This is a genomic window from Streptomyces sp. NPDC090025 (genome assembly GCF_044748125.1).
Classification (GTDB): domain Bacteria; phylum Actinomycetota; class Actinomycetes; order Streptomycetales; family Streptomycetaceae; genus Streptomyces.
The window spans coordinates 127144-152541 of record NZ_JBIVFL010000014.1 but is presented as its reverse complement, the minus strand read 5'-3'; the positions used below and the strand labels follow the sequence as shown (position 1 = coordinate 152541).

The 25398-nt window shown below is 73.7% G+C and carries 21 protein-coding genes; 17 read left to right on the top strand and 4 right to left on the bottom strand.

Annotated features, from left to right (window positions below; translation table 11 throughout):
• Positions 1–126 precede the first annotated feature (126 nt).
• The 8 genes from ACIPXM_RS27905 (at position 127) to ACIPXM_RS27870 (ending at position 12536) form a co-directional block, all read left to right on the top strand.
• Complete coding sequence (locus ACIPXM_RS27905) at positions 127–3774, top strand: hypothetical protein (protein ID WP_401660770.1); 3648 nt, start codon at positions 127–129, stop codon at positions 3772–3774.
• A gap of 97 nt (positions 3775–3871) precedes the next feature.
• Positions 3872–4378, top strand: coding sequence for a hypothetical protein (locus tag ACIPXM_RS27900; protein WP_401660768.1), 507 nt, complete (start codon positions 3872–3874; stop codon positions 4376–4378).
• Between the two features lie 150 nt (positions 4379–4528).
• Positions 4529–4711, top strand: a complete 183-nt coding sequence (locus tag ACIPXM_RS27895; RefSeq protein WP_401660766.1) for a hypothetical protein — start codon at positions 4529–4531, stop codon at positions 4709–4711.
• Positions 4712–5236: 525 nt separating this feature from the next.
• Positions 5237–6070 (top strand): M55 family metallopeptidase, encoded by an 834-nt coding sequence (locus ACIPXM_RS27890; protein WP_401660764.1) that lies wholly within the window; start codon positions 5237–5239, stop codon positions 6068–6070.
• Positions 6063–7418 carry a M20/M25/M40 family metallo-hydrolase gene (locus ACIPXM_RS27885; RefSeq protein WP_401660761.1) on the top strand — a complete coding sequence of 452 codons (1356 nt, stop codon included), beginning with the start codon at positions 6063–6065 and terminating at the stop codon, positions 7416–7418. Before ACIPXM_RS27890 ends, ACIPXM_RS27885 begins: the two co-directional genes overlap by 8 nt.
• 52 nt (positions 7419–7470) lie before the next feature.
• The gene (locus ACIPXM_RS27880; protein WP_401660759.1) at positions 7471–9477 is read left to right on the top strand and encodes a prolyl oligopeptidase family serine peptidase; all 2007 of its coding nucleotides are present in this window, start codon (positions 7471–7473) and stop codon (positions 9475–9477) included.
• Positions 9474–10445: an LD-carboxypeptidase gene (locus tag ACIPXM_RS27875; protein WP_401660756.1), complete on the top strand. Its 972-nt coding sequence runs from the start codon at positions 9474–9476 to the stop codon at positions 10443–10445. Before ACIPXM_RS27880 ends, ACIPXM_RS27875 begins: the two co-directional genes overlap by 4 nt.
• Before the next feature lie 285 nt (positions 10446–10730).
• The gene (locus ACIPXM_RS27870) at positions 10731–12536 is read left to right on the top strand and encodes a CocE/NonD family hydrolase (protein WP_401660754.1); all 1806 of its coding nucleotides are present in this window, start codon (positions 10731–10733) and stop codon (positions 12534–12536) included.
• A gap of 9 nt (positions 12537–12545) precedes the next feature.
• Here the strand turns inward: ACIPXM_RS27870 and ACIPXM_RS27865 are convergent, their stop codons facing one another.
• Entirely contained in the window at positions 12546–13676 is a 1131-nt protein-coding gene (locus tag ACIPXM_RS27865) for an adenosine deaminase (protein WP_401660751.1), read from the bottom strand.
• Positions 13677–13810: 134 nt separating this feature from the next.
• Complete coding sequence (locus ACIPXM_RS27860) at positions 13811–14626, bottom strand: GntR family transcriptional regulator (RefSeq protein ID WP_401660748.1); 816 nt, start codon at positions 14624–14626, stop codon at positions 13811–13813.
• Positions 14627–14802: 176 nt separating this feature from the next.
• Between ACIPXM_RS27860 and ACIPXM_RS27855 the strand changes: the two genes are divergently transcribed.
• The 4 genes from ACIPXM_RS27855 (at position 14803) to ACIPXM_RS27840 (ending at position 16618) form a co-directional block, all read left to right on the top strand.
• A complete protein-coding gene (locus ACIPXM_RS27855; protein WP_401660746.1) occupies positions 14803–15042 on the top strand; it encodes a lipopolysaccharide assembly protein LapA domain-containing protein in 240 nt (79 codons plus the stop codon).
• Positions 15039–15422, top strand: coding sequence for a hypothetical protein (locus ACIPXM_RS27850; protein WP_401660744.1), 384 nt, complete (start codon positions 15039–15041; stop codon positions 15420–15422). The genes ACIPXM_RS27855 and ACIPXM_RS27850 overlap by 4 nt, the downstream gene beginning before the upstream one ends.
• A 191-nt stretch (positions 15423–15613) precedes the next feature.
• A complete protein-coding gene (locus ACIPXM_RS27845; protein ID WP_401660742.1) occupies positions 15614–16018 on the top strand; it encodes a VOC family protein in 405 nt (134 codons plus the stop codon).
• Positions 16019–16054: 36 nt separating this feature from the next.
• Entirely contained in the window at positions 16055–16618 is a 564-nt protein-coding gene (locus ACIPXM_RS27840) for a GNAT family N-acetyltransferase (protein ID WP_401660739.1), read from the top strand.
• Between the two features lie 118 nt (positions 16619–16736).
• Here ACIPXM_RS27840 and ACIPXM_RS27835 read toward each other — a convergent pair whose 3' ends face one another.
• Positions 16737–17069, bottom strand: coding sequence for a DUF6204 family protein (locus ACIPXM_RS27835; RefSeq protein ID WP_401660737.1), 333 nt, complete (start codon positions 17067–17069; stop codon positions 16737–16739).
• Between the two features lie 329 nt (positions 17070–17398).
• Here ACIPXM_RS27835 and ACIPXM_RS27830 point away from each other — a divergent pair, with 329 nt between their 5' ends.
• The gene (locus ACIPXM_RS27830; RefSeq protein ID WP_401660734.1) at positions 17399–19408 is read left to right on the top strand and encodes a DUF5107 domain-containing protein; all 2010 of its coding nucleotides are present in this window, start codon (positions 17399–17401) and stop codon (positions 19406–19408) included.
• 100 nt (positions 19409–19508) lie between these two features.
• Here the strand turns inward: ACIPXM_RS27830 and ACIPXM_RS27825 are convergent, their stop codons facing one another.
• A complete protein-coding gene (locus ACIPXM_RS27825) occupies positions 19509–20351 on the bottom strand; it encodes a methyltransferase domain-containing protein (protein WP_401660731.1) in 843 nt (280 codons plus the stop codon).
• Between the two features lie 317 nt (positions 20352–20668).
• Here ACIPXM_RS27825 and ACIPXM_RS27820 point away from each other — a divergent pair, with 317 nt between their 5' ends.
• The 4 genes from ACIPXM_RS27820 to ACIPXM_RS27805 all read left to right on the top strand — a co-directional run bounded on the left by ACIPXM_RS27820 (position 20669) and on the right by ACIPXM_RS27805 (position 25374).
• Entirely contained in the window at positions 20669–21904 is a 1236-nt protein-coding gene (locus tag ACIPXM_RS27820; RefSeq protein WP_401660728.1) for a sulfite oxidase, read from the top strand.
• A 104-nt stretch (positions 21905–22008) separates the two neighbouring features.
• Complete coding sequence (locus ACIPXM_RS27815) at positions 22009–23256, top strand: aminotransferase class I/II-fold pyridoxal phosphate-dependent enzyme (RefSeq protein ID WP_401660726.1); 1248 nt, start codon at positions 22009–22011, stop codon at positions 23254–23256.
• 118 nt (positions 23257–23374) lie between these two features.
• Positions 23375–24481 (top strand): MBL fold metallo-hydrolase, encoded by a 1107-nt coding sequence (locus ACIPXM_RS27810; protein WP_401660723.1) that lies wholly within the window; start codon positions 23375–23377, stop codon positions 24479–24481.
• Positions 24482–24585: 104 nt separating this feature from the next.
• Positions 24586–25374, top strand: a complete 789-nt coding sequence (locus ACIPXM_RS27805; RefSeq protein ID WP_401660721.1) for a HEAT repeat domain-containing protein — start codon at positions 24586–24588, stop codon at positions 25372–25374.
• Positions 25375–25398: the final 24 nt, after the last annotated feature.

The window sequence follows — 25398 nt, the reverse complement described above, 5'->3', positions numbered from 1 at the left end:
CACAACGCGCAGCCGTCGCGCCCGCCTCACGGTGATCCTGCCCCCGTCGAGTCGAGCCGCTGCGCGCTCCGCAGGCCTTGAGCTTCTCTCCACGTCGGCCTGCGGCCCATCACAGAGAGGCCGAACGTGAACACGCGTCACCCCCGTCACGGCGGGGCAAGGGCAGGAACATCAGGGTCATGGGCCCGTCGGAGGGCCGGAGCCGTCTCGCTCGCGCTCTCCGCCGCGCTGATCGCGGGACTGTGCTCGGTTCAGACCGCCGCGGCTGCCGACAGTGGCACGGAAGAACCGATCGAGGTCCAGCGCTCCCTCGTCCTGAGCCAGTGGCTCTATGGCGGACCGGGCGCCCGCGCGGCAGCGGAGCAGGCACTGCTCGGCACGGATGACGACATCCGCAAACTGTTGCGGGACGAACTCCCCGGCATCACCGTGCAGGACGAGGCCCTGACCGCGACGCAGATCGCCAGTACCGGCGGGCCGCGTGTACGCGCGGCCGCCGGCAAGGCACTGGCAGGCTCGGCCGCGGACATCAAGGCGTTCGTCGACGGCGGCTGGAAGCAGTATCTCGAGGTCGACCAGCAACTGCTCGCCACCCAGGTCGCGAGCGAGAGCGGCCCCGGGGTGAAGGCCGCGGCGCAGAACGCTCTGAAGGGATCCATCGACGACGTCCAGCACTTCCTGAACGAGATCCAGTACGCCGAACGCGAGAAGGACAACGAGGTACTGGTCGCCCAGATCGCGAGCACGGGCGGGCAGGCCACCAAGGAAGCAGCAGCGCTCGCACTGCGTGGTGGACCGGCGGAGATCCAGGAGTTCCTCGACGTCGGTCAGCACGTGGCGCGCGCCCGCGACCAGGAACATGCCACCGTCGCGGAGCTGGCTCAGCAGGCCACGGACGCCGGTACGCAGGCCGACGCCGCCGCGAAGGCCGCGATCGAGACGTCCGACCAGGCCAAGGAGGCAGCCCGCCTCGCGCAGGAGGCAGCCGAACGGGCGGCCAAGGAGACCGAGGCCGCCCGCAAGGACTCGGTCCGTGCCGCGGCAGCCGCCGGACGCGCGGCCGGTGCGGCCCGCGGTGCCGCCGACGCCGCACAGCAGGCCATCGCCGCGTCCAACGCGGCGATCCGTGCCTCGCGGGTCGCTGCGACGGCCGCCCAGCAGGCCGCCGCAGCGGCGGTCGGCGCGTCCAACGCCGCGGCCAAGGCGGGAATGGCCGCCGCGGACGCCGCCACGGACAAGAACAAGGCGGCCGATTCACGCAAGGCCGCCCAGGAAGCCCGCGATGCCGCGAAGGCCGCCGACACCGCGGTGCTCGCGGCAGAGTCAGCCGCGCGGGCCGCCACCGAGACCGAAAAGGTGTCCACCGCCGCACGGGGCGCCGCCAAGAGCGCCCAGCGCGCCGCCGACGCCGCGACGGAAGCCGACGGCTACGCCGCTGCCGCCGGTGTCGACGCGTCACAGGCCCGGGACGCGGCCGCACAGGCACGCCGTCACGCCAACACGGCCAACCGGGCGGCGGACAGGTCACAGAGCCTGGCCGGGAAGGCCGCCGCAGCGGCCTATGAAGCGCGTGACTTCGCCAAGTCCTCCGCCTCGCACGCCCGTAAGGCGGCCGACGAGGCCGACCACGCCGCCGATCACGCCGGTGACTCCGCCCAGGCAGCCGCCCAGTCCACCAAGCACGCCAAGGCCGCCCAACAGTACGCCGACGTGGCAGCCGCAGCCGTCATCAAGGCCAACGGCATCCACGATCTCACCCGCGACACGGAACAGGCCGAACTCGACACCCGCACAGCCGCAGCCACGGACCGGGCCAAGGACTACGCCAAGGACTCCCAGACCCTCCAGAAGACATTCCAGAAGTCCCTGGACGACATCGCCGCGCTGAACAAGCAGGGCCAGGAGCTCGCCAAGGAAGCCGCCAATCCCGGCGTCGACCCGGCTGAACTCACCACCAAGGGGCGCAAGCTCGCCATCGGTCTCATGCCGACCGGCGGCGCCTGGACCCAGAGCGCTGCCACCGACGCACTCACCGGCACCGACCAGGACGTACGCGACTACCTTCTGACCGGTCGGCAGCAGGCCCTGGACCTGGACGCCCGGGACCGCGTGGAGAAGATCTCCAAGGACGAGGAACGCTCCGAACAAGTCCGTGCCGCGGCCGCGGCCGCGCTCAAGGCGGATGCGAAGGCAATCACCCAGTTCCTGAAGACCGGCCAGTACGCGGCCGACGAGATGGCCCTGAGCCTCAAGGTCACCCAGATCGCCAGCACCGGCGGAGCCACGGTGAAGGCGGCAGCCCGCAAGGCACTGCTCGCCGACACCGGTGAAGCCCTGGCGGCCTTCGTCAACCAGGGCCAGTACGAGGCGCGCGAGGTCGACGAGAACCTGGAGGCGACCCAGCTCGCCGGCCAAGGCGGACCCGAGGTCAAGGCCGCCGCGCAGATCGCCCTGTACGGCGACGCGCAAAGCCTTCACGAGTTCATCACCACCGGCCAGTACTCCGCCCAGCGGCGTGACGACCTCACCTCCACCCACAGCATCCGCGTCAAGGGCATGATCGCCAGTGCCGCCGGCGTCGCCGAGAAGGCCCAGGAACGCGCCTCCCTCGCGGCCAAGGCCGCGGCCGAAGCGAACAAGGCCGCCGAACAGGCCAAGCAGGCCGAGGAACGGGCCAAGGCTTCCGCCGCCAAGGCAGCCCGGTACTCGGCGGACGCCACTGAGTCCGCGAAGCAGGCCCAGACATCGGCCACCAAGGCGGCGCAGTCGGCAAGGACGGCACGAGCCGCTTCCGACCGTGCCCAGAAGGCCGCGGCCGACGCCGACATCTCCGCGGCGATGGCCTCTCGTTCCCACCAGGCCGCGCTCGCCTCGGCCGCCGAGGCCCACGCGTCCGCCGACAGGGCCTATGCCGACGCCATCCAGGCGGGCAAGGACGAGCAGGCGGCGGTCAAGGCACGCGACGAGGCATTCGAGATCACCCTCGAGAAGACGAAGGCGGAGTACGAAGCAGCTCTCAAGGAAGAGAAGCGGGAGCTCGAAGAACAGGCGGCGAAGGAGCGCAGCCAGTTCGAGACCTGCTCCTACATGATGGCCAACAGCGCCGTGAAGACATGCACCTTCGACTCCCAGGCCAAGAAGCGCAATGACGCCATCGCGAAGAGCCTGCTGAACGACCCCGTACAGATGCTGCTCCTCAAGACCTGGGGCGAGGTCTACGGAATCACGGATCTGGGGGACTGCGCAGACAATCCCGAGGTCAAAAAATGCGTCATATCATTTGCCTCGATCTTTCCCGTCGGCAAGTTTTTCAAATCGACCAAATATGCCGGAAAGTTTGACGAATTCATCCGGGCCCTGACATCCAAGGGCGGGAAATTTACCCTCTGTGCCACCACCCGGGCGATCATGCCCAGTTGCCCGGTCGGGTTCACCAAAATCGGTGTCGACAAGTACCGATCACCCACGGGCCTCGTATACAAGCCTGGCACTAAACATGGCCACGCGATTGATCACTTGATGGCCCATACGAAGCCGGACCCCGGAAACAAGATCGCACATACTGTTTTCACTGAGAAGGACAGGGCCAGGCTGCTCGGCCTGGTGGACGAAGCGTACAAGCGCCGCGGCCTGGCGTACGGGGGAGATCCCTCTCGGTACTATGTAAACTTCGGAAAGGTAATCGGAGAGGAAGGGGAGACGTGGATGAGGCTGGCCGTACAGCCGAACGGTAACTTCCTCAGCGCCTACCCCGTTTCTGGGTACGGAAAGTAGCAGTCAATCCGGGGTGCCTGGATATATCTGGGCACCCCGCCCACTCCAGCGAGACTGAATCTTCATGAATTTGCCAGAAAGTAACGAAGAGAAGTTGATGGAACTTCTTCGATCCCTTGACCGAGTTCCGACGGGCGATTTGAAGAGACCTGACGACATCGACTTCCAGGTTGCCCGAGAACGGGCTGCCCGGTTGCAGATCCGGCTGTCCGCAGACCTTGGCGTGCAATGGTCGCTGAACGACAGGGTGCAGGATGCAAGCTACGGCATTGAGCTCTTCACTGAGATCGAGCACCTGAATCTAGGGATTCGGATCAGCAACTACGGAGATCTCGCGGTGGTCACTACTCCGTCACCCTCGAGCCACTCCGACCTAGACCACGCCGTGAACGACGGAATCCTTTCGGCTGAACAGCGCCGACTCGTCGAGACCGCGCTTCACGAACTCGGATACACGCTGGTTCCTTTGCCGCTCCTCCGGCGCCGCTACGACGGAGTCACCGGACTCGCCGAGCTCAATGCGGATGACCATGTCTTCGACAGCCTTCCCTGGGATGCGGAGCACCCCACTTGGTGGACTCGATACTTCGCGATCATCACCTAATCAGGTGCTGAACCGGACGGCTCCGGGGCCGGCTTCTCGCCGCTGGTGGTGGGTTCCGGCGCCTCGGCGATCACAGCCTCTGCCGGCGGCCGACGGTCATCAGCGAGCTGCCGCTCGCCAGCTTCCCCCTCCCGGCGGAATCTCCTCACCGTGACCGCAGCCTCGACCGCCGCCATGACCTGCTCGGTCATCGTGCCGGTCAACGGCGTTGGCCCCGTGGCAGCGTTCTTACGGGGTGGGGGCGACGAGTTCGATCTCGAATCCGTCGCTGGATTCGAGGTAGGCGGCGTGCTGGTGGTCGCCGACGGCGTGCGGGTGGTGGCGAGCTTGTAGCCGCGGCCGTGCTGCCAGCTCTGGTGGAGGGTGTCGGGCTGGGGGCGGGCTGTTCGGTCATGGTGTGCTCCTGTCGGGGGGGGATCTGGGGTGAACTTGTGCCGAATGGTGCTGTTTCCCTCTAGATAGCAGCGGCGGCCTCGGTTGCCGCTGCGCGGCGGCGCCGGGCGGGAGGAGCCGCAGGGAACTCACGACGTTGTGGCCTGCCGCCTTGTCGGCGCCCATGATGAGGCGGGTCTGCTCCATGCGGGCCTTCGTCGCCCCGGCCGTCGACTCCGGGCACACCGTGAGCCGGCCGGAGTCCGGGTCGTACGCGGCGGCCGCGACGTGCCCGGCCAGCCCCGGGGAGATGGTCGCCCACCGGTCCCGCAGGCTCGCACCGGACGCCGGGAAGTGCCGGGCCCACTCGGTGACAAGCGCCCCGAATGCCGCGCCAAGGCGCATCGGCTCGCGCCCTTCGACCACTCCTTCGACACTTATCCACAGGGGTGGTGGGGGCGCCGGTCGGCGCGTACGGTGCCAGGCATGAAGATCCTGATCAGCGCCGACATGGAAGGCGCCACCGGCGTCACCTGGCCCGCCGACGTGCTGCCCGGCACGCCGCAGTGGGAGCGCTGCCGCGCCCTGTTCACCTCGGACGTGAACGCGGCGGTGCTCGGCTTCTTCGACGGCGGCGCCGACGAGGTGCTGATCAACGAGGCGCACTGGACGATGCGCAATCTCCTCCTGGAGCGGCTCGACGAGCGGGCCGAGCTGCTCACCGGGCGCCACAAGTCGCTCTCCATGGTCGAGGGCGTCCAGCACGGGGACGTCGACGGCATCGCCTTCGTCGGCTACCACACCGGAGCGGGCACCGAGGGCGTCCTCGCCCACACCTATCTGGCGAACTCCATCACCGGCGTCTGGCTCGACGGCGAGCGGGCCAGCGAGGGCCTGCTCAACGCGCGCGTGGTCGCCGAGTTCGGCGTCCCCGTCGTGCTCGTCACCGGCGACGACCTCACCTGCGAGGACGCCCTCGGCTACGCGCCGCAGGCCCCCAAGGTCGCCGTCAAGGACTACGTCTCGCGGTACGCGGCGGTGTGCCGCACCCCCGCCAGGACCGCCGCCGACATCCGGGAAGCCGCCCGGCAGGGCGCCGCGCTCGCGGTCCGGCACCCGCCCGCGCACGACGGGCCCTTCACCGTGGAGCTCGAGTTCGACGCCGAGCACCTGGCCGCCGCCGCCACGGTGGTCCCCGGCGCCGAGCGGAGTGGCGAGCGCCGCACCGCGTACACCAGCGCGACGATGTACGAGGCAATTCGCACGTTCAAGGCGGTGACGACGATCGTGTCCGCCGCCGTCGAGGAGCAATATGGCTGACCAGCAGTACGGCCCTGACCCGAGCGGGCACGGCCCCGACGTGAGCGCGTTCGACGAGGTCGTCACCCACACCTCCGCCCTCATCCGGCTCGACACCAGCAACCGCGGCGGCGGCGACTGCCGTGAGCGGCCCGCCGCCGAGTACGTCGCCGAGCGCCTCGCCGACGCCGGGATCGAGCCCACCCTCCTGGAGCGCACCCCGGGCCGCACCAACGTCGTCGCCCGCATCCCCGGCACCGACCCGAGCGCCCCCGCGCTGCTCGTCCACGGCCACCTCGACGTGGTGCCCGCCGAGCCCGCCGACTGGACCGTGCACCCGTTCTCCGGCGAGATCCGCGACGGCGTGGTCTGGGGGCGTGGCGCCGTCGACATGAAGAACATGGACGCCATGGTCCTTTCCGTGGTCCGCGCCTGGGCCCGGCAGGGCGTGCGGCCCCGCCGCGACATCGTCCTCGCCTACACGGCCGACGAGGAGGACAGCGCCGTCGACGGCTCCGACTTCCTCGCCGACCGGCACGCCGCCCTCTTCGACGGCTGCACCGAGGGCATCAGCGAATCCGGCGCCTTCAGCTTCCACCCCGACCCCGGCACCCGGCTCTACCCCATCGGCGCGGGCGAGCGCGGCACCGCCTGGCTCAAGCTGACCGCCCACGGCCGCGCCGGACACGGCTCCAAGGTCAACCACGACAACGCGGTCACCCGGCTCGCCTGCGCCGTCGCCCGCATCGGCGGCCACCGCTGGCCGGTCCGGCTCACCCCCACCGTGCGGGCCGCGCTCGCCGAGCTCACCCGGCTGTACGGCATCGACGTCGACGTCGACGCCCCCGGCTTCGACCCCGATCCGCTGCTCGACAAGCTCGGTCCGGCCGCCGCCCTCGTCGAACCCACCCTGCGCAACAGCGCCAACCCGACGATGCTCGACGCGGGCTACAAGGTGAACGTCATCCCCGGCCAGGCGGTGGCCTACATCGACGGGCGGACCCTGCCCGGCGGGGAGGAGGAGTTCGCCGCCACCATGGACGAGCTCACCGGACCCGACGTCGAGTGGGAGTTCCACCACCGCGAGGTGGCCTTGGAGGCCCCGGTCGACTCACCCACCTTCGCCAAGCTGCGCGCCGCCGTCGAGCGCTTCGACCCCGAGGGACACGTCCTGCCGTTCTCCATGTCCGGCGGCACCGACGCCAAGCAGTTCTCCCGCCTCGGCATCACCGGTTACGGCTTCTCGCCGCTGAAGCTGCCCCCGGGCCTCGACTACGGCGCCATGTTCCACGGCGTCGACGAACGCGTCCCGGTCGAGGCGCTCCACTTCGGCGTCCGCGTCCTCGACCACTATCTGCGCACCGCCTGACACCCGCACCACCGCACCGCACCACGACACCACGGACCTAGGGGGGAACCCGATGGCACCCACGGCCACCTACGGCAGCTGGCCGAGTCCCATCGACGCCGCGCTCGCCGCCGCCCACGACGGGCGGCCGGAGAGCGTCGGCTTCGTCGGCGACGAGGTCTGGTGGACCGCACCACGGCCCACCGAGGGCGGGCGGCGCACCCTGGTGCGCCGCCGCGCCGACGGCACCGAGGAATCGGCGCTGCCCGCCCCGTGGAACGCGCGTACCCGCGTGATCGAGTACGGCGGCCGGCCCTGGACCGGCACCGTGCGTGCCGACGGCACCCCGCTGATCGTCTTCAGCCACTTCCCGGACCAGCGGCTGTACGCCTTCGAGCCGGACGCCACCGGTACCGACGGCAGCACCTACGCGACCGCCGCCGCGCCCCGCCCGCTCACCCCGCTCTCCGCCGTCGGCGGCGGACTGCGCTGGGCCGACCCGGTGCTGCGACCCGAGCTCGGCGAGGTCTGGTGCGTCCTGGAGGAGTACACCGGACCGGCGCCCACCGACGTGCGCCGGGTGCTCGCCGCCGTGCCGTTGGACGGCTCCGCCGCCGAGGACCGCTCCCGGATCAGGGAACTCACCGACGACACCCGCCGCTTCGTCACCGGCCCCCGCCTCTCGCCCGACGGCACCCAGGCGGCCTGGATCGCCTGGGACCACCCCCGGATGCCCTGGGAAGGCACCGAGGTGCTGCTCGCCGACGTCACCGGCGACGGCCGGGTCGGCCCGCCCCGGGTGGTCGCGGGCGGCCCCGACGAGTCCGTGCCGCAGGTCGGCTGGACCGCCGACGGACAACTCCTGCACCTCTCCGACCGCACCGGCTGGTGGAACCTCTACCGCACAGGACCGGACGGCACCACGGCCGCGCTGTGTCCGCGGGCCGAGGAGTTCGGCGGGCCGCTCTGGCAGCTCGGCCTCGCCTGGTTCCAGCCGCTGGCCAACGGGACCATCGCCGTCGTCCACGGCAAGGGCGCCACCGCCCTCGGGATACTGGACCCCGACAGCGGCGAACTCGTCGACGTCGCGGGCCCCTGGACCGCCTGGAGCGCCACCCTCGCCGGACACGGCTCCCGGGTCGTCGGCGTCGCCGCCAGCCCCCGCAGCGGCCACGAGGTCGTCGAACTCGACACCCGCACCGGCCGCGCCCGCGTCATCGGCTCCCCGCACCAGGACCCGGTCGACCCCGCCTACTACCCGGAACCCCAGATCCGCACCTTCACCGGGCCCGACGACCGCGAGATCCACGCCCACGTCTACCCGCCGCACAACCCCGACCGCACCGCCCCGGGCGACGCCCTGCCGCCCTATGTCGTCTGGGCCCACGGCGGCCCCACCGGACACGCCCCCCTCGTCCTCGACCTGGAGATCGCCTACTTCACCTCCCGGGGCATCGGCGTCGCCGAGGTCAACTACGGCGGCTCCACCGGCTACGGCCGGGAGTACCGGGAGCGGCTGCGCGAGCAGTGGGGCGTGGTCGACGTCGAGGACTGCGCGGCCGTCGCCCGGGCCCTCGCCGACGAGGGCACCGCCGACCCCGAGCGGCTCGCCGTCCGCGGCGGCAGCGCGGGCGGCTGGACCGCCGCCGCCTCCCTCGCCCGTACCGACCTCTACGCCTGCGGCACCATCATCTATCCGGTGCTCGACGTCACCGACTTCGCCGCCGAGACCCACGACTTCGAATCGGCCTACACCCACTCGCTGATCGGCCCGCCCGACGAGGTCCCCGCCCGCTACCGGGACCGTTCGCCGCTGCGGCACGCCGAGAAGATCTCCGCGCCCTTCCTGCTGCTCCAGGGCCTCGACGACGTGATCTGCCCGCCCGCGCAAGCCGAGCGGCTGCTCGCCCGGATGGCCGGCCGGGGCGTCCCGCACAGCTATGTCGCCTTCCCGGGGGAGGGCCACGGCTTCCGCCGCGCCGAGACCATGATCCGCGCCCTCGAATCCGAACTCGCCCTGTACGCGAAGGTGTTCGGCGTCCCGCGCGACGACCTGGCCGAACTGGAGCTGCGCTCATGACCGGGGGAGGGGCGCCGGGAACGGCGTCGAAGGCCGTCACCGAGGCGGTCCGGCCGCCCCGGCTGCGGTCCGGCGACCGCGTCGCCGTCGTCGCGCCCAGCGGCCCGATCCCCGAGGAGCGGCTGAAGGCCGGGCTCGACGTGCTGCGCGGCTGGGGCCTCGACCCGGTCGTCGCCCCGCACGTCCTGGCCGCCCACCCCACCCTCGGCCACCTCGCGGGCGCCGACGCGGACCGGGCCCGCGACCTCACCGAGGCGTGGTGCGACCCGACGGTCTCCGCGGTGCTCTGCGCCCGTGGCGGCTACGGCGCCCAGCGGATGGTGGACCTCGTCGACTGGACGGCGATCCGCGCCGCCCGGCCGAAGGTCTTCGTCGGCTACAGCGACGTGACCGCCCTCCACGAGGCGTTCGCCGTCCGGACCGGGCTCGTCACCCTGCACGGCCCGATGGTCGCCGCGGCCGCCTTCCACCAGGACCCGCGCACCCAGGAGTCGCTGCGGGCCACCCTGTTCGACCCCGAGTCGGTCCGCACCCTCGGCCTGCCCGGCGCGGGCCCGCTGGTCCCCGGCCGGGCCCGTGGCGTCACCCTCGGCGGCTGCGCCTCCCTCCTCGCCGCCGACCTCGCCACCCCGCACGCCCGCCGCTCCGCCCGCGGCGGCCTGCTCCTCCTGGAGGACGTCGGCGAGGAGCCGTACCGGCTCGACCGGATCCTCACCCAACTCCTGCGCTCCGGCTGGCTCGACGGCGTCGCGGGCATCGCCCTCGGGTCCTGGGAGGACTGCGGCCCGTACGAGGAGATCCGCGCCCTCCTCGCCGACCGCCTCACCGGCCTCGGCGTCCCGATCGTCGAGAACCTGGGCTTCGGCCACCACCCCAGCGCCCCCACGATCCCCCTGGGCGTTCCCGCCCTGCTGGACGCGGACGTGGGGACCCTCACCCTCGACACCCCGGCCCTGGCGGCCAGCTGACCCATCTGATCGGCGATCGCCTGCGCTGCTGCGTCTGTGGCGGCGACACGGCAGTGCGACGACGCGCCCGGCAGCCCGCGCCATGGAACCCGCCTCGCCCACGGCACCGGCCGCGCCCACAGAGCGATCGCCTGGCCCGAGCGCTCGGGACCTGGCCCGGGCGGTCCCTTCACTGAATCTCCGTCAACAACCTCTGTCCGGCGCGTTGACGGAACTCTGACACGTGTCACACCATGAGCCCGATCCCGTACCTACCGGTAGGTAGGCCGTTCGTGTGTCCTCGGTGTGGAGGTCCTCGTGTCCCGTGCCCATGCTCGTACCCGTGCCCGTACCCGCAAGGCAGTCGTGCTCACCGCCGGGGCCGTGTTCGCCGCGCCGCTCGCGTTCGCCGCTCCCGCGCAGGGGGCCGACCAGGCCGCCGGAACGGGGGCGTACAGCGTGACCCCGCTGCGCTTCAACGTGCGGGCGGGGGAGCGGAGTTGCACGGTCGACGCCGATCTGTACCGGCCCGCCGGGGTCGACGCCGGGCACCCGGCGCCCGCCGTGCTCGCCACCAACGGCTTCGGCGGCAGCAAGAGCGACGGCTCCACCGACGCCATCGGCAAGGCCCTCGCCTCCCGCGGCTACGTCGCACTCGTCTACTCCGGGCTCGGCTTCGGCAAGACCGGCTGCCTGATCTCGCTCGACGACCCGGACATCGACGGTCAGGCCGCCGCCCGCCTCCTCGACTTCCTCGGCGGCACCCAGGCCGCCGACGACGGCACCCGCGCCGACTTCGTCACCCTCGACGCCCCCGGCGACCCGCGCGTCGGCATGATCGGCGGCTCCTACGGCGGCGCCGTCCAGCTCGCCACCGCCGCCACCGACAGCCGCCTCGACGCGCTCGTGCCGCTCATCACCTGGAACGACCTCGCCTACTCGCTCGCCCCCAACAACGCCGACCGCGCCACCCCCGGCGTCTTCAAGTGGCAGTGGGCGAACGGCTTCTACCTGATGGGCGAGGGCCAGCCGCTGCTCGTGCCCTCGCTCGACCCCAGCCGCTTCAACTCCCTTCGCTGCCTGCACTTCGTCACCGACGCCTGCGACACCATCCGGCTGCTCAACTCCGGCAGCTACCCCGAGGCCGCCACCGACCGGATGCTCGCCTACGCCCGCAGCGTCTCCCCGGTCTCCTACCTCGACCGGGTCAAGGCCCCGACCCTGTTCGTACAGGGCCAGTCCGACAGCCTGTTCAACCTCAACGAGGCCCGCCGCAGCTACGACCAGCTCAGCCGCCGGGGCGTCGACACCCGGATGATCTGGCAGTCCTGGGGCCACAGCGGCGGCCAGCGCCCCGGCGAACTCGACCTCGCCCAGGGCAACCTGGAGGAGAGCTACGTCGGCCGCCGGGTGCTCGGCTGGTTCGACCGCTACCTCCGTGACGACCGCGCCGCCGACCTCGGCCCCGCCTTCGCCTACTTCCGCGACTGGCAGACCGGCTACGGCACCGCCGACCAGGTGCCCGCGCTCAGCCAGCGGCTCTACCTCTCCGGCGACGGCAAACTCGTCGACAACCGCGCCAAGGTCGCCCGCGGCTCCCGCTCGTACGCCAACTGGCTCGTCCCCACCAGCCACTCCGAGTCCTCGCTCGCCGGGATGATCGGACTGCCCGACCCCCAGCCGTACGACCTCGCCGGCACCTACCTCGGCTGGCGCAGCGCCCCGCTCACCGCCCCCGCCGACCTGGTCGGCGCGCCCCGGGCGACCCTGAAGGTGGACTCGCCCAGGACCGAGCGCGTCCAGGGCTCGGGCGACGCCGCCGACAAGCTCGTGCTCTTCGCCAAGCTGTACGACGTCGCCCCGGACGGCACCAGGACCCTGGTCAACCGGCTCGTCGCACCGGTCAGGGTGCCGGACGTCAGTCGCCCCTTCACCGTCGAACTCCCCGCCATCGTCCACCGCTACGAGACCGGCCACCGCCTGGAGTTCGTCGTCGCCGCGAGCGACACCGCCTACCTGGGCAACCGCGGGATCAGGCCCGTCACCGTCACCAGCGCCCCCGAATCCACGGGGACGCTGGAACTGCCCCTGGTCCAGGGGCGGGTGGAGTGAACCCTCGTACTACGCGGTGAGCGCCGCGTACCCCGGGCGGACCAGCTCGTCGATCAGCCGCCGCCGCTCCGGCAGCGGCAGGAACGCGGCCTCAAGGGCGGCGACCGTGAACTCCTCGAAGACCTCGGGGCCGTAGCCGAAGGCGTCCACCATGTGCTGGAACTCCTCGCTCATGGTGGTGCCGGAGACCAGCCGGTTGTCGGTGTTCAGGGTGATCCGGAAACCGAGGCGGCGCAGCTCGTCGATCGGGTGCGAGGCGTAGTCCTTCGCGGCGCCCGTCTGGAGGTTGGAGGTCGGGCAGACCTCCAGGGCGATCCGGTTGTCCCGCACGTAGGAGGCGAGATGACCGAGCGTGCCGTCCTCGGCGATGTCGTCGGTGATCCGCACCCCGTGCCCGATCCGCTCCGAGCCGCACACCTGCACGGCCTCGTGGATCGACTCCGCGCCGACGGCCTCGCCCGCGTGGATGGTGAAGTGGCAGTTCTCCCGCTTGAGGTGCTGGAAGGCGGGCAGGTGACGGGCCGGCGGGTTGCCGATCTCGCCGCCCGCGATGTCGAAGCCCGCGACCCCGTTGTCCCGGTGGGCCACGGTCAGCCGGGCGATCTCCAGGGAGCGGTCGGTGTGCCGCATCCCGGTCAGCAGGGTGCGGACGGTGATCCGGCCGCCCGAGCGGCGCTCGCCCTCACGGAAGCCGTCGTTCACGGCCTCGACGACCTCGTCGAGGGTCAGCCCGCCGTCCAGGTGCTGCTCGGGCGCGTACCGGATCTCGGCGTAGACGACCCCGTCGGCGGCCAGGTCCTCGGCGCACTCGGCCGCGATCCGCGTCAGCGCCTCACGCGTCTGCATCACCGCGCAGGTGTGGGCGAACGTCTCCAGGTACCGCTCCAGGGAACCGGAGTCGGCGGCGTCCCGGAACCAGACCGCCAGCTCGGCCGGGTCCTCGGTGGGCAGCCCGGTGTAGCCGGTGGCGCGCGCGAGCTCCACGATCGTGGCCGGGCGCAGCCCGCCGTCCAGGTGGTCGTGCAGAACGGCCTTCGGCGCCCGCCGGATCCACTCGGCGACGGCGGGGGCGACGGCGGGGGCGGCGGTGGGGACAGAAGCGGCGGCAGAGGCGGCGGCAGGGTTGTCAGACAAGTGCATGGCCGGGAAGTGTACGCCACTCGGGCGGGCCCGCCGGTGTGACCTCGGCGACAGCCCCGGACGCGGCCCCGGACGCGGCCCCGGACGCGGCGCCGGGCGGGAGCAGGGGCGTGCGTGCGGGCGCCGGGCGGCGCTCAGTTCGACTGCAGCACCGGGAGCGCGGGCGCGCCCGTCGGCAGCATGTGCTTGGCCGCCAGTACGGGGGTGTCCGCCACCCGCACCACCTGCGTCACGAGCACCGCCGGAGTCTCCGCCGACCGGCCCAACTGCTCGCCGCGGCGCCGCCCGAGCAGCGTCGCCGTCACCGCGCTGTGCGCCGCGAGCGACAGCCCGCGCGACGCCCCGGCGAGCACCGCCAGCATCGACACGGAGGCGGGCGCGGGTGCGGGCGCGGGCGAGGGGGTCGACAGGGCCGGGGCCGGGCCCGCGGGCCCGCCCGCCGCCGTCCGCAGCGCCTCCGCGAACGCCGGATGCACCCGCCCGAGCACCTCCTCGGGTGCCGCCCACTCATGGCTGAGCACCACCGCCCCGGCCGCCCCGACCAGCACGGACTCCCAGAACCGCAGTTCGGCCCCGGCCGGGGCCAGCAGGTGCTGGGTGGTGAAGTCGGTGGGCTCCTCGACACTGCGCAGCAGTGCCCGCACCCGCAGCGGTGCGTCGGTCCCGAGCAGTTCCTCCAGCGGCCGCACCTGCTCGAATCCGCGCCGGGGCGGATGCGCGTTGACCGTACGGCCGACCCCGCGCCGCACCGACAGCAGCCCGTCCTCCTGGAGCAGCAGCAGTGCCTCGCGCAGCGCCGGGCGGCTCACGCCGAGTTCGCCCGCGAGCTTCGGCTCGGAGGGCAGGGTGGAGCCCGGCGGATAGGTGCCGTCGTGGATGGCGTCCGCGATCCGCTCGTAGAGCGCGACGACGGGCCGCCGCTGCTGTCCGCGCTGTCCGTCGGCTGCCACGGCTCGGTCCTCCTGGCGGGGCTCCGGGCGCGGGCGCGCCCGGGATGGGGTCTGTCGGAACCCACCGTAGTCGGCCCACCTTGTCTGACAAGTCACTCGTACGGGCCCGCCACCGCGAGCCGAACCGGGCGGATCGGCCCATCCTGGGGGGACGGACGACGGAGGAGAGGCCGGCGATGAGCCCCAAGGACACATCGAGCACGGGCAAGGGCCGGGCGGGAGCCTTCACCCCGGGCCGGATCGCGATCGTCGCGCTCGCGATCCTCACGCTCGTCTTCATCTTCGAGAACACCCGCGAGGTCCGGATCAGACTGCTGATCCCCGAGGTCTCCATGCCGCTGTACCTGGCGCTGCTCGCGACCGCCATCCTCGGCGCGATCTGCGGGTACTACGCCGCCGCCCGGAGGCGCAAGTGAGGCGGGCCACGCTGCTCGGCGCGGGGGCGGCGCTCGCGCTCGCGGCGGTGGCGGTCAGCTCGACCGAGGCGCAGCCGCGTACGGCCGACGGCCCGGACGCCCGCGCCCTCGGCGCCCCGGACGGGACCATCGCCCGGCCCATGCCGGAGTTCCTCGGCCGCCGTCTGTGGCGGGTCTTCACCGCCCTCGAACCCTTCACCCGGCTCGACGTCCACGACGTCAGCGGCGCCGACCGCCGGGTGCTGTGGCCGCCGAACTGGTGGGTCTGCACCCAGTACCCCGCCCCCGGCGCGCCGAGAGCGGCCCGCGGCCGGGTGGTCCTCGGGGTCGTCCGCAAGGGCGAGGAGTGCCCGCCGAGGGTCACGGCCGCCCGCCGCTGAGCCCGGGGCCGTACCTCTGCGACACCCGGGGCACGGGCCGTACGTCAGCGATGCCCGGGCCGTCCCGCCCCGGGTACGGGCCGGGCCCCGCCCCGTCGAGGCCCGGGCCGTACCGGCGTGACCCGGGCCCCGCCCCGTACCGCCCAGGAAAGCGGTGGTGCCGCCTCCGCCGCTCCGGCAGGATCGCCCGCATGGTCTCCGTGGTGCAGAACGTGGCGATCGAGTGTGCCGACGCCTTCCGGCTCGCGAGTTTCTGGAGCGAGGTGACCGGCGCGCCGCTCGACCCCGACGCCGTGCCCGGCGCGCGGGAGACGGCCGTCATGGTGCCGGACGGCGGCCCGGTCCTGTACTTCAGCCAGGTGGCCGAGCCCAAGGAGTTCACCAACCGCATGCACCTGTGCCTGCGCCCGACGACCACTCGGGAGGCGGAGGTCGAGCGGCTGCTCGGGCTCGGCGCGACCCTGGTGGCGGACCGCCGGGAGCCCGACGGCGCGGGCTGGGCCGTCCTGGCCGACCCGGAGGGGAACAACTTCTGCGTGCTGCGCAGCGCATCCGACCGTGCCGCCATGGCTGCCGCGCCCGCGACCGAGTCCTGAGAGTGATCCACCGGGACCGCCCCGTACCCTGACCCCATGTCTGGCGATCTTGGTCCCTATCTGGCCACCGGCCCCCGGGTCGGGCTGCGGCCGTTCTCCCTCGACGACGCCGAGGAGTTCGCCGCGCGGGCCCGGGAGAGCCGGGAGCTGCACGAGCCCTGGCTCTATCCGCCGCAGACGCCCGAGGCGTACCGGGACTACGCGCGGCCGCTGATCGTCGACCGGACCCGCGCCGGGTTCCTGTTCTGCGAGCGGGACGGCGGCGGCATCGCCGGATTCATCAACATCAACAACATCGTGCGCGGCGCGTTCCTGTCCGGGGCGCTCGGGTACGGCGCGTTCGCGCACGCCGCCGGGCGCGGCCTGACCGGCGAGGCGCTCGATCTGCTGCTCGGCCACGCCTTCGGACCGCTGGAACTGCATCGCCTGGAGGCCAACATCCAGCCGGGCAACGCCGCGAGCCGCGCCCTGGTCCGGCGCGCCGGGTTCCGGCTCGAAGGGTTCTCGCCCGCCATGCTGTTCATCGGCGGCGCCTGGCGGGACCACGAACGCTGGGCGACCACCGCCGACCGCCACCCGGAGCTGGCGAGCCCCCGGTAGTCCGAGCCCCCGGTGGTCCGAGCCCCCGGTGGTCCGAGCCCCTGGTGGTCCGAGCCCCTGGTGGTCCGCGCCCCCGCCTGTCGGGAGCCGCCCCCCCCGTCGGTCAGCGCCCGCCCGCTCAGCGCTTGTAGTTGATCTTCATCGCGTCCATGTCGGTGACCTTGGACTTCAGGCCCGCGAAGCCGTGCCCGAGCGCGCGCAGCGCCCGCTCCACCCGGTCCTCCGCGAGCGCGCCCGCCATCTCGTCGCCGTCCTCCGCGTCCGACAGGACGATCAGCCGGTACGAGAAGTGCTTCAGATTCCGGTCGTAGGCGAGCGAGCCCTCCTCGGTGAAGCGCATCGCGTCCATCCCGTGCGCGTCGACCTCACCGAGCAGCCGCTCCCTGCTCTCCTCCGACAGCCCGTCGAACGTACCCCGCACGATCACCCGGTAGGTGTGCTGCGTGCCCATGCCCGCGACCTCCGCACTCTTCCTCGTCGCATTCCGAATCAACCTCTGACAAAGCAACCAGCCTAAGAGGGTGTCTTGCCGATCGTGCCGGGCTCCCGGCGCCCTGGAGCCCTCTCTCCCGCGTTGTCGTCGGTCGCCATGGCTCCGCCATGTCTCCCTCCTCCGCCTTGGAGCCAGGACCCCAGGACCCCGCTCGCTGATCCGGCCCGACCGACAAGACACCCTCTAGGCCGACCGGTGGAACCCGCAACGGAATTTCCCGGTCAAGCCGCCCCGGGGCGTTGTCCACCCCCTGGCCAGCGGTGGTTCCGCCGTGTTCCATGGTCGACATGACGACCGTACGACGTGCCGTACTGACCCTGCCCGCGGCGCCGTTGGGCCCGGACAACCCGCTGCCGGCGCTGCGCCACCTCGGTGGGCCCGGAACCCCCTCGGTCGACGAACGGGACCGGCCCGGCCTGCCCCGCGACATGGCCCGGCAGCTCGGGCACGCCCCGCTGCGCACCCTGCTGCCCACCCCGGTCCGCGACGGCTACGGGCGCGAGCGCACCCCCACCGCCCTCGACACCGTCGAGATCGAGAACGACCGGCTGCGGGTCACCGTGCTGCCCGGCCTCGGCGGCCGGATCCACTCGATCCTGCACAAGCCCACCGGACGCGAACTGCTCTACACCAACCCGGTGCTGCAGCCCGCCGCCTTCGCGCTCAACGGGGCCTGGTTCTCCGGCGGCATCGAGTGGAACATCGGCGCCCGCGGCCACACCACCCTCTCCTGCGCCCCGCTGCACGCCGCCGTCGTCCCCGCCCCCGACGGCGGCGAGATGCTCCGCCTGTGGGAGTGGGAGCGGCTGCGCGACCTGCCGTTCCAGGTCGACCTGTGGCTCCCGGCGGACGCCGAGCACCTGCGGGTCGGCGTCCGCGTCCGCAACCCGCACGAGCGCGCGGTGCCCTGCTACTGGTGGTCCAACACCGCCGTCCCCGAGGACCGCCGGGTCCTCGCGCCCGCCGACACCGCCTGGCACTTCGGCTACCAGCGCGCCCTGCGCCGGGTGCCGGTCCCGGCCACCGAGGACGGCACCGACCGCACCTACCCGCTGCGCAGCACGCACGCGGGCGACTGGTTCTACGCGCTCCCCGACGGGCAGCGCCGCTGGATCGCCGCCCTCGACGAGACGGGCGCCGGACTCGTCCAGACCTCCACCGACACCCTCGTCGGCCGCAAGCTCTTCGTCTGGGGCACCGGGCGCGGCGGGCGGCGCTGGCAGGAGTGGCTGACCGAGCCCGGCACCCCCGGCTACGCCGAGATCCAGGCCGGACTCGCCCGCACCCAGCTGGAGCACCCGACCCTGGAGGCGGGCGAGGAGGTCTCCTGGCTGGAGGTGTACGGGCCGCTGGCCACCGATCCCCGGGCGACCCACGGCACCGACTGGGCGGCGGCCCGCGCGGACGTCGAACGGGCCCTCGCCGAGGCGCTGCCGCGCGCCGAGGTCGACCGGGCGTACCAGGAGTGGCGCGCCGCCGCCGACACCGAGCCGGGGGAGCGGCTGGCGACCGGCTCGGGCTGGGGCGCGCTCGAAGTGCTGCGCGGGCGGTACGCGTTGCCGGGCACGCCGTTCGACGCCGAGCTGCTCGGCGCGGAGCAGCGGCCGTGGGTCGAGCTGTGGCGTACGGGCGCCCTGCCCGCCCCCGCGCCGGGCGCCGCGCCCTGGCCGACCCTGGTCGCGGACGCCTGGCGGGACATGCTGGAGACCGCCCCGGCCGACCCGGTGACCGAGTACCACCTGGGGGTCGCCCAGTGGGCCGCCGGTGATCTGGCCCAGGCGGTACGGAGCTGGGAGCGCGGCCTGAAGAACGCGGCCGAGCCCTGGCCGCTGCTCCACTGCCTGGCGGTGGCGGAACTGGAGGGCGGGCATCCGGAGCGGGCGGCGGAACGCTTCATCGAGTCCTTCGCCGCGTTCGAGTCCCTGGCGTCCCGGGAGTCCCGTGGGGCCCGTGCGTCCGACTCCCTGGGCCCGGACGGTCCGTCCGGCCGGGTGCTGGTCGTCGGCGCCCTCGGCCGTGAGACGGTGACCGCGCTGCTCGGTGTCGGCCGCACCGCCGACGCCAGGGCCGTGTTCACCCGGCTGCCCGACGAGGTGCGGGCGCGGGGCGCGTTCCGGTACCTGGAGGCGCGGCTGCTGCTCGCGGAGGGCCGGACGGCCGAGGCCCGCGCCGTGTTCGACGCGGGCTTCGAGGTGGCCGACCTGCGGGAGGGCGCCGAGGACCTGGGCGAGCTGTGGGCCCGGATCACCGACGAACCGCTGCCGGACGCCTACGAGTTCCGGATGCGCCCGAGCTGAGGCACCGGCCCGGCGCCACGGGTCCGCCGACCCGTGGCGCCAGGTGTCGCGTGCTCGGCGGATTCGGTGCGTCCGCCGCGTCCGGTGTTCCGTGCGCCGCTCAGACCCGGCACAGCACCTCGCCGTGCGGCACCAGGAACCACGCGTCGTCGTCCTTGCCCCAGTCCCGCCACGCCTCGGCGATCCCGGTCAGCTCCTCGCGCGTCGCGTGACCGCCCTCGGTGGCCAGCTCCGCGTACACCGACGCGACCGTCCGGTCGGCCCACAGGCCGCTCCACCACGCCCGCTCGTCCGGGGACGCGAAGCACCAACTGCCCGCCGTCGCCGTGACGTCGGTGAATCCGGCCCGGTGGGCCCAGGACAGCAGGCGGCGACCCGCGTCCGGCTCGCCGCCGTTGGCGCGGGCCACCCGCCGGTACAGCTCCAGCCAGCGGTCCAGGCCGGGCGCCTCGGGGAACCAGGTGAAGGCCGCGTAGTCGCTGTCCCGGGCCGCCACCACACCGCCGGGGCGGCACACCCGGCGCATCTCGCGCAGCGCCCGCACCGGGTCGCCCACGTGCTGCAGCACCTGGTGGGCGTGGACGACGTCGAACGAGTCGTCGGGGAAGTCAAGCGCGTGGACGTCGGCCACCGCGAACTCCACGTTGTCCAGGCCGCGTTCGGCGGCGACCGCGCGCGCCTTCGTCAGGACGTCCTCGGCGGCGTCGACCGCCGTCACCCGCCCGCCGTCCGGCGCGACCAGGGCCGCCAGGTCGGCCGTGATCGTGCCGGGCCCGCAGCCGACGTCCAGCACCCGCTGCCCTGGGCGCAGTTCGGGGATCAGATAGGCCGCTGAGTTCTCGACGGTCCGCCAACTGTGCGACCGCAGCACGGACTCGTGGTGCCCGTGGGTGTAGGTGGCGGTCTCCTGCGCGGCGGCGGACGGGGGCGCGGAAGAGGACATGGCAAGGCTCCTTCGCCTGGGCATGGAACGCGTGGACGACTTCCCTCACCGTACGCCGCTGACTCGCATAGTGAGACCCTGTGTTTCAGTATCTGGACATCGTGGGGAGTGGCGCCCCATCCGCCCCATCCGTCCCGGAGGTGACGGAGTCTCCGATGACAGCCTTGTGAACAGGCCGTTCCCGCCCGCCTCCGGCACCTAGGGTGACGCCGACCGATCACCGTCCCCGTCCACCCGCCACGGCCATCGCGACCGCCACCGCGACCGCGACTGCGACCGCCACCGTCACCGCCATCGACCGTCGAGGAGAACCCGCCGTGTCCGCCGCCCGCCGCACCGTCCTCAAGGCGCTCGCCGCCGCTCCCGCGCTCTCCGCCGTCGGCCTCCCGGCCGCCGCCGCGACGACCACGGCCACGGCCACGACCACGGCCACCCCCACCCCCACGCCCGCGTCGGATCCGCTGCCCGACCCGGCACCCGGCATCGTCAAGCCGGTGCCGCCGGAGTGGTTCGTGGTGCGCGGCACCAACGCCGAGGCGCGCTTCGAGACCTTCCGCGACACCGGTGCGCGCACCCCGAACGCACGCTTCTTCGTCCGCAACCACACCGTCACGCCGGTCCTCGACGCCACCCACTGGCGGCTCACCGTCCACGGCGACGGACTGCACGGCCGCCGCCCCGTCCGGTTCACCCTCGGCCAGCTCCGCGATCTGCCCTCCGTCACCCGGACGGCCCTGATCGAGTGCGCCGGCAACGGCCGCACCCTCTACACCACCCAGCAGGGCGAGCCGGTCAGCGGCACCGCGTGGACCCTCGGCGCGGTCGGCGCCGCCCGCTGGCGCGGCGCCCGCCTCTCCGACGTGCTGCGACGCGCCGGGATCAGCTCCGACGCCGTGGACGTCCAGCCGCGCGGACTCGACGACGAGTACGTCACCGGCGGCGTCAACCTCGGCCGGGTGCGCCGCCCGCTGCCGGTCGCCAAGGCGATGGACGACGTGATCGTCGCGTACGAGATGAACGGCGAGCCCCTGCCGTACGACCACGGCCACCCGGTGCGGCTCGTCGTGCCGTCCTGGGTCGGGATCGCCTCCACCAAGTGGCTCGGCGACATCGAGGTCTCCCGGAGCCCGCTCGCCTCGCCCTGGTCCACCGACTACTACCGGCTGTTCGGCGCCGCCCACCCGCCCGGCGGCAGCGCGCCGATCACCACGCAGACCCCCAAGAGCGCCTTCGAGCTGCCCTTCGGCGCCACCCTGGAGGCCGGCCTGCGGCACCGGCTCGACGGCAGGGCGTGGTCCGCGCTCGCCCCGGTGCGCACGGTCGAGGTGTCCGCCGACGGCGCCCGCTGGTGGCCCGCCCGGATCCTCGACCGCCCCGCGCGCGGCGGCTGGGTGCGCTGGACCACCACCTGGCGGCCCCGCGCCGCAGGCCCCGCGACCCTGCTCTCGCGGGTCACCGACGCGGCCGGGAACACCCAGCCCGAGCGGGCCGTGCACAACACCCAGGGGTATCTGTTCAACGCCGTCGTCCGGCACCCCGTGACCGTCGTGTGAGCGGCGCGCCCCGCGAAACCTCCGTATAAAGGGCAGAAAAGGGCATAAAGGCCGCCGCGAATCCGGGCGGCCCGACGGCCCCGTCGAGCGAGGAGGTGGGGGACGTGCGGCAGACCGCCCCGGAGAGCCGCGGCCCGGTGCGTTACGGACCGCCCGCGCCCGGACCCGGCCTGCCCGTGCTGCCCGGGCTCGCCGCCCTGCTCGCCGCGGCCGCCGACCGGACCGGACCCGAACCGCCCGGCGGCGGACCCGTGCTCCGTGAGGCCGCCGCCGGGTACTGGTGGCGGCGCGGCCTGCGCACCCACCCCGGCGACGTGGTCGCCGCCCCCGGCGCCCCGCCGCTGCTGCTCGCGCTGATCGCCGCGCACGGCGGCGACCTGCTGCTGCCCCGCCCGTGCCCCGCCTGGTGGGCCCCGCAGGCCCGGCTGCTCGGCCGCCCCGCCTACCACGTGCCCACCCCCGCCGAATGCGGCGGCGTGCCCGACCCGTACGCGCTCCTGGAGACCGTACGCCGGGTCCGCGCCGAGGGCGGCGACCCGCGGCTGCTGCTGCTGTCCGTCGCCGACGACCCCACCGCCACCGTCGCGCCGCCCGAGATCCTGCGCGAGGCGTGCGAGGCGGCCGTGGCCGAGGGCCTGCACATCATCAGCGACGAGACCTGGCGCGACACCGTGCACCAGCCGCAGCGGACGGTGCTCCTCAGCCCCGCCGAGATGTGCCCCGACGACGTCACCGTCCTCGTCGACCTCGCCGGGTCCCTGACCCCGGCGGCCTGGCCCTGCGCCGTCGCCCGCTTCCCGCCCGCCGCCGACCGCGCGGCCGAACTGCGGGCGCGCACCCTCGACATCCTCACCGCGCTCGGCGCCCTCGTGCCGGGGCCGTTCGCCCCGGCCGCCGCGCACGCCCTCGACGAACCCGAGGACGTGACGGTACGGGTCCGGCTCACCGCCCAGCTGCACGGCGCGGTCGCCGCCGCCGCGCACCGCGAGGTGCTCGCGGCCGGAGCGCTCGCCAGGCCGCCGCGGGCCGGCCGCCATCTCTACGCCGACCTCGGGCCGTTGCGCGCCGGGCTCGCCGCGCGCGGGGTCACCGACTCCTTCGAGCTGGAGACCCTGCTCACCGCCCGGCTCGGCACCCCGGTCCCCGGCGGGCACCGCTTCGGCGACGAACTCGGCGCCCTGCGCGCCCGGTTCGACACCGTGGCCTTCCTGGGCGACACGGCGGAGGCGCGCGCCGAGACGCTCGGCTCCGCGCATCCCGAGGAGATCCCGCACGTGGCGGCGGCGTTGAGCGGCTTCGGAGCCGCGCTCCGCGAACTGGCGGCCCCGGCCGCTGACCCCACCGGCCACTGACCCCACCGGCCGCTGACCCGGCCGACCACCGCCCACCGACCCCGCTTTCCCCCCATGGCCGGACCCGAGAGACCGGCCACCCGAAGAACCGAACGACCGGCAGACGGAGGCCGCAGAGATGACGGAACAGACGGCCAGGACCACCGAGGACCGGGCCCCGCACTCCGCCCGCACCCACCCCCGTGACCCGCGGACCGCCCCCCGCCCCGCCCCCGGGCCGCACGGCGGCCCGTACGCAGGCCCGGGCCCCGGCTCCGTGCTCCAGCCGGTCGGCCGGCTGCGCCTCGACTGGCCGCGCAGCTTCGCCGACCGGCTCACCGCGCCGCTGCCCGGCGTCCGCGCGATGGCCCGACTCGCCCGCGAGGGCGCCGTACGGCCGAGCCCCGAGGGCCTGCGGGACATCCCGCGACTGCCGTACGCGCCCGGCCCGCTGCCCGAGGCGGGACCCGACACACTGGCCGTCACCTGGGCGGGGCACGCCAGCTGGGTGGTCCGGATCGGCGGACTCACCGTCCTCACCGACCCCGTCTGGTCCCGCCGCATCTTCGGCACCACGGCCCGGCTGACCCCGGTCGGCGTCCGCTGGGAGGACCTGCCGCCGGTCGACGCCGTCGTCATCAGCCACAACCACTTCGACCACCTCGACGCGCCGACCCTGCGCCGACTCCCGCGCCACACCCCGGTGTTCGTGCCCGCCGGGCTCGGACGCTGGTTCGCCCGGCGCCGGTTCACCCGCGTCACCGAGCTCGACTGGTGGGAAGCGGCCGAACTCCAGGGTGTCCGCTTCGACTTCGTCCCCGCCCACCACTGGTCCAAGCGCACCCTGCTCGACACCTGCCGCTCGCTGTGGGGCGGCTGGGTGCTCACCGACCCCACCGGCCGCAAGCTCTACTTCGCGGGCGACACCGGATACGGCCACTGGTTCGCCGAGATCGCCGCCCGCCACCCCGGCATCTCCCTGGCCCTCCTCCCCATCGGCGCCTACGACCCCCGCTGGTGGCTCAGCGACGTCCACACCGACCCGGAGGAGGCCGTCCGCGCCTTCCAGGACCTCGGCGCCGACCACATGGCCCCCATGCACTGGTCGACCTTCGTGCTCTCCTCCGAACCCGTCCTGGAACCCCTCACCCGGGTCCGCGCCGCCTGGGAACGGGCCGGTCTCGCCCGGGAACGGCTGTGGGACCTGGCCGTCGGGGCCTCACGGGTCCTGGAGGCGGGGGCCTGACATCCCGGCGCGCGGCCCGGCGGCGCGGCGGCCCGGCCCGGCCCGGGGCCGGGCGCCGTAATCGCGTCGCCGCGCCGTCCCCGCCCGCCCTACCCTTCAGGGCCATGGCCCTGTTCGTGCATCTGACCCCCGCCGTCAACGTGCCCCGCATCCGCCGCTCCGGGATCCGCGCCGACCGCTTCGGCGACAGCCGGGGCGTGTACTGCTTCCCGGTGCTGCCCTCGTACACCCTCACCCACCAATGGCTGCGCGAGCTCGCCCGGTTCGGCGGACGCGGCGGCTTCGTCGCCGTGCACGTACGGCTCGACGACGCCGAGCCCGTCCGGGTCGGGCACTACCGGGACCGCACCCGGTCCGGCGGCGCGGACGTCACGGCGGCCGAAGCGGTGGGCCGGATAGCCGAGTTGGCGGATCCACGCGGCTGGGAGGTGTTCGTGCCGCGCGCGATCGGCCCCCGCGAGGTGCACCGGGTGCGGCCCGTGCCGCAGGGCGTGGGCTGGCGCTACCAGCCCGACGCGCACGGGCGTAAACCCTGCGCCTGCCCCGCCTGCCAGGGCCGCGGCGCGTACGGCGCACGCCGGCTGCGCGCCCGCCTCGACTCCGGCGACGGCCCGCCGCTGCCGGTGCCCCTGCTGCTCACCCGGCTCGCCGCCGCCGAGAAGTCCGGTGACACGGCGGCCCTGTGCGACGCCCTGAACGAGTTCTCGCGCCGCCGCCGCGGCCCGCTCCGCGCCCTGGCCCCGTTCGCGGACCACCCCGACCCGGAGGTGCGCGAGTTCCTGGTGTGGACGATCGCCCGCTGGACGACGCCCGGGACCGCGGAACTCCTCGCCCGGCTGGCGGCCGACCCGGACCCGGCCGTCCGCGGGGCCGTCACCGACGCCCGCCCGTAAGGCCCCGAAAGGCCCCGAGTGCGG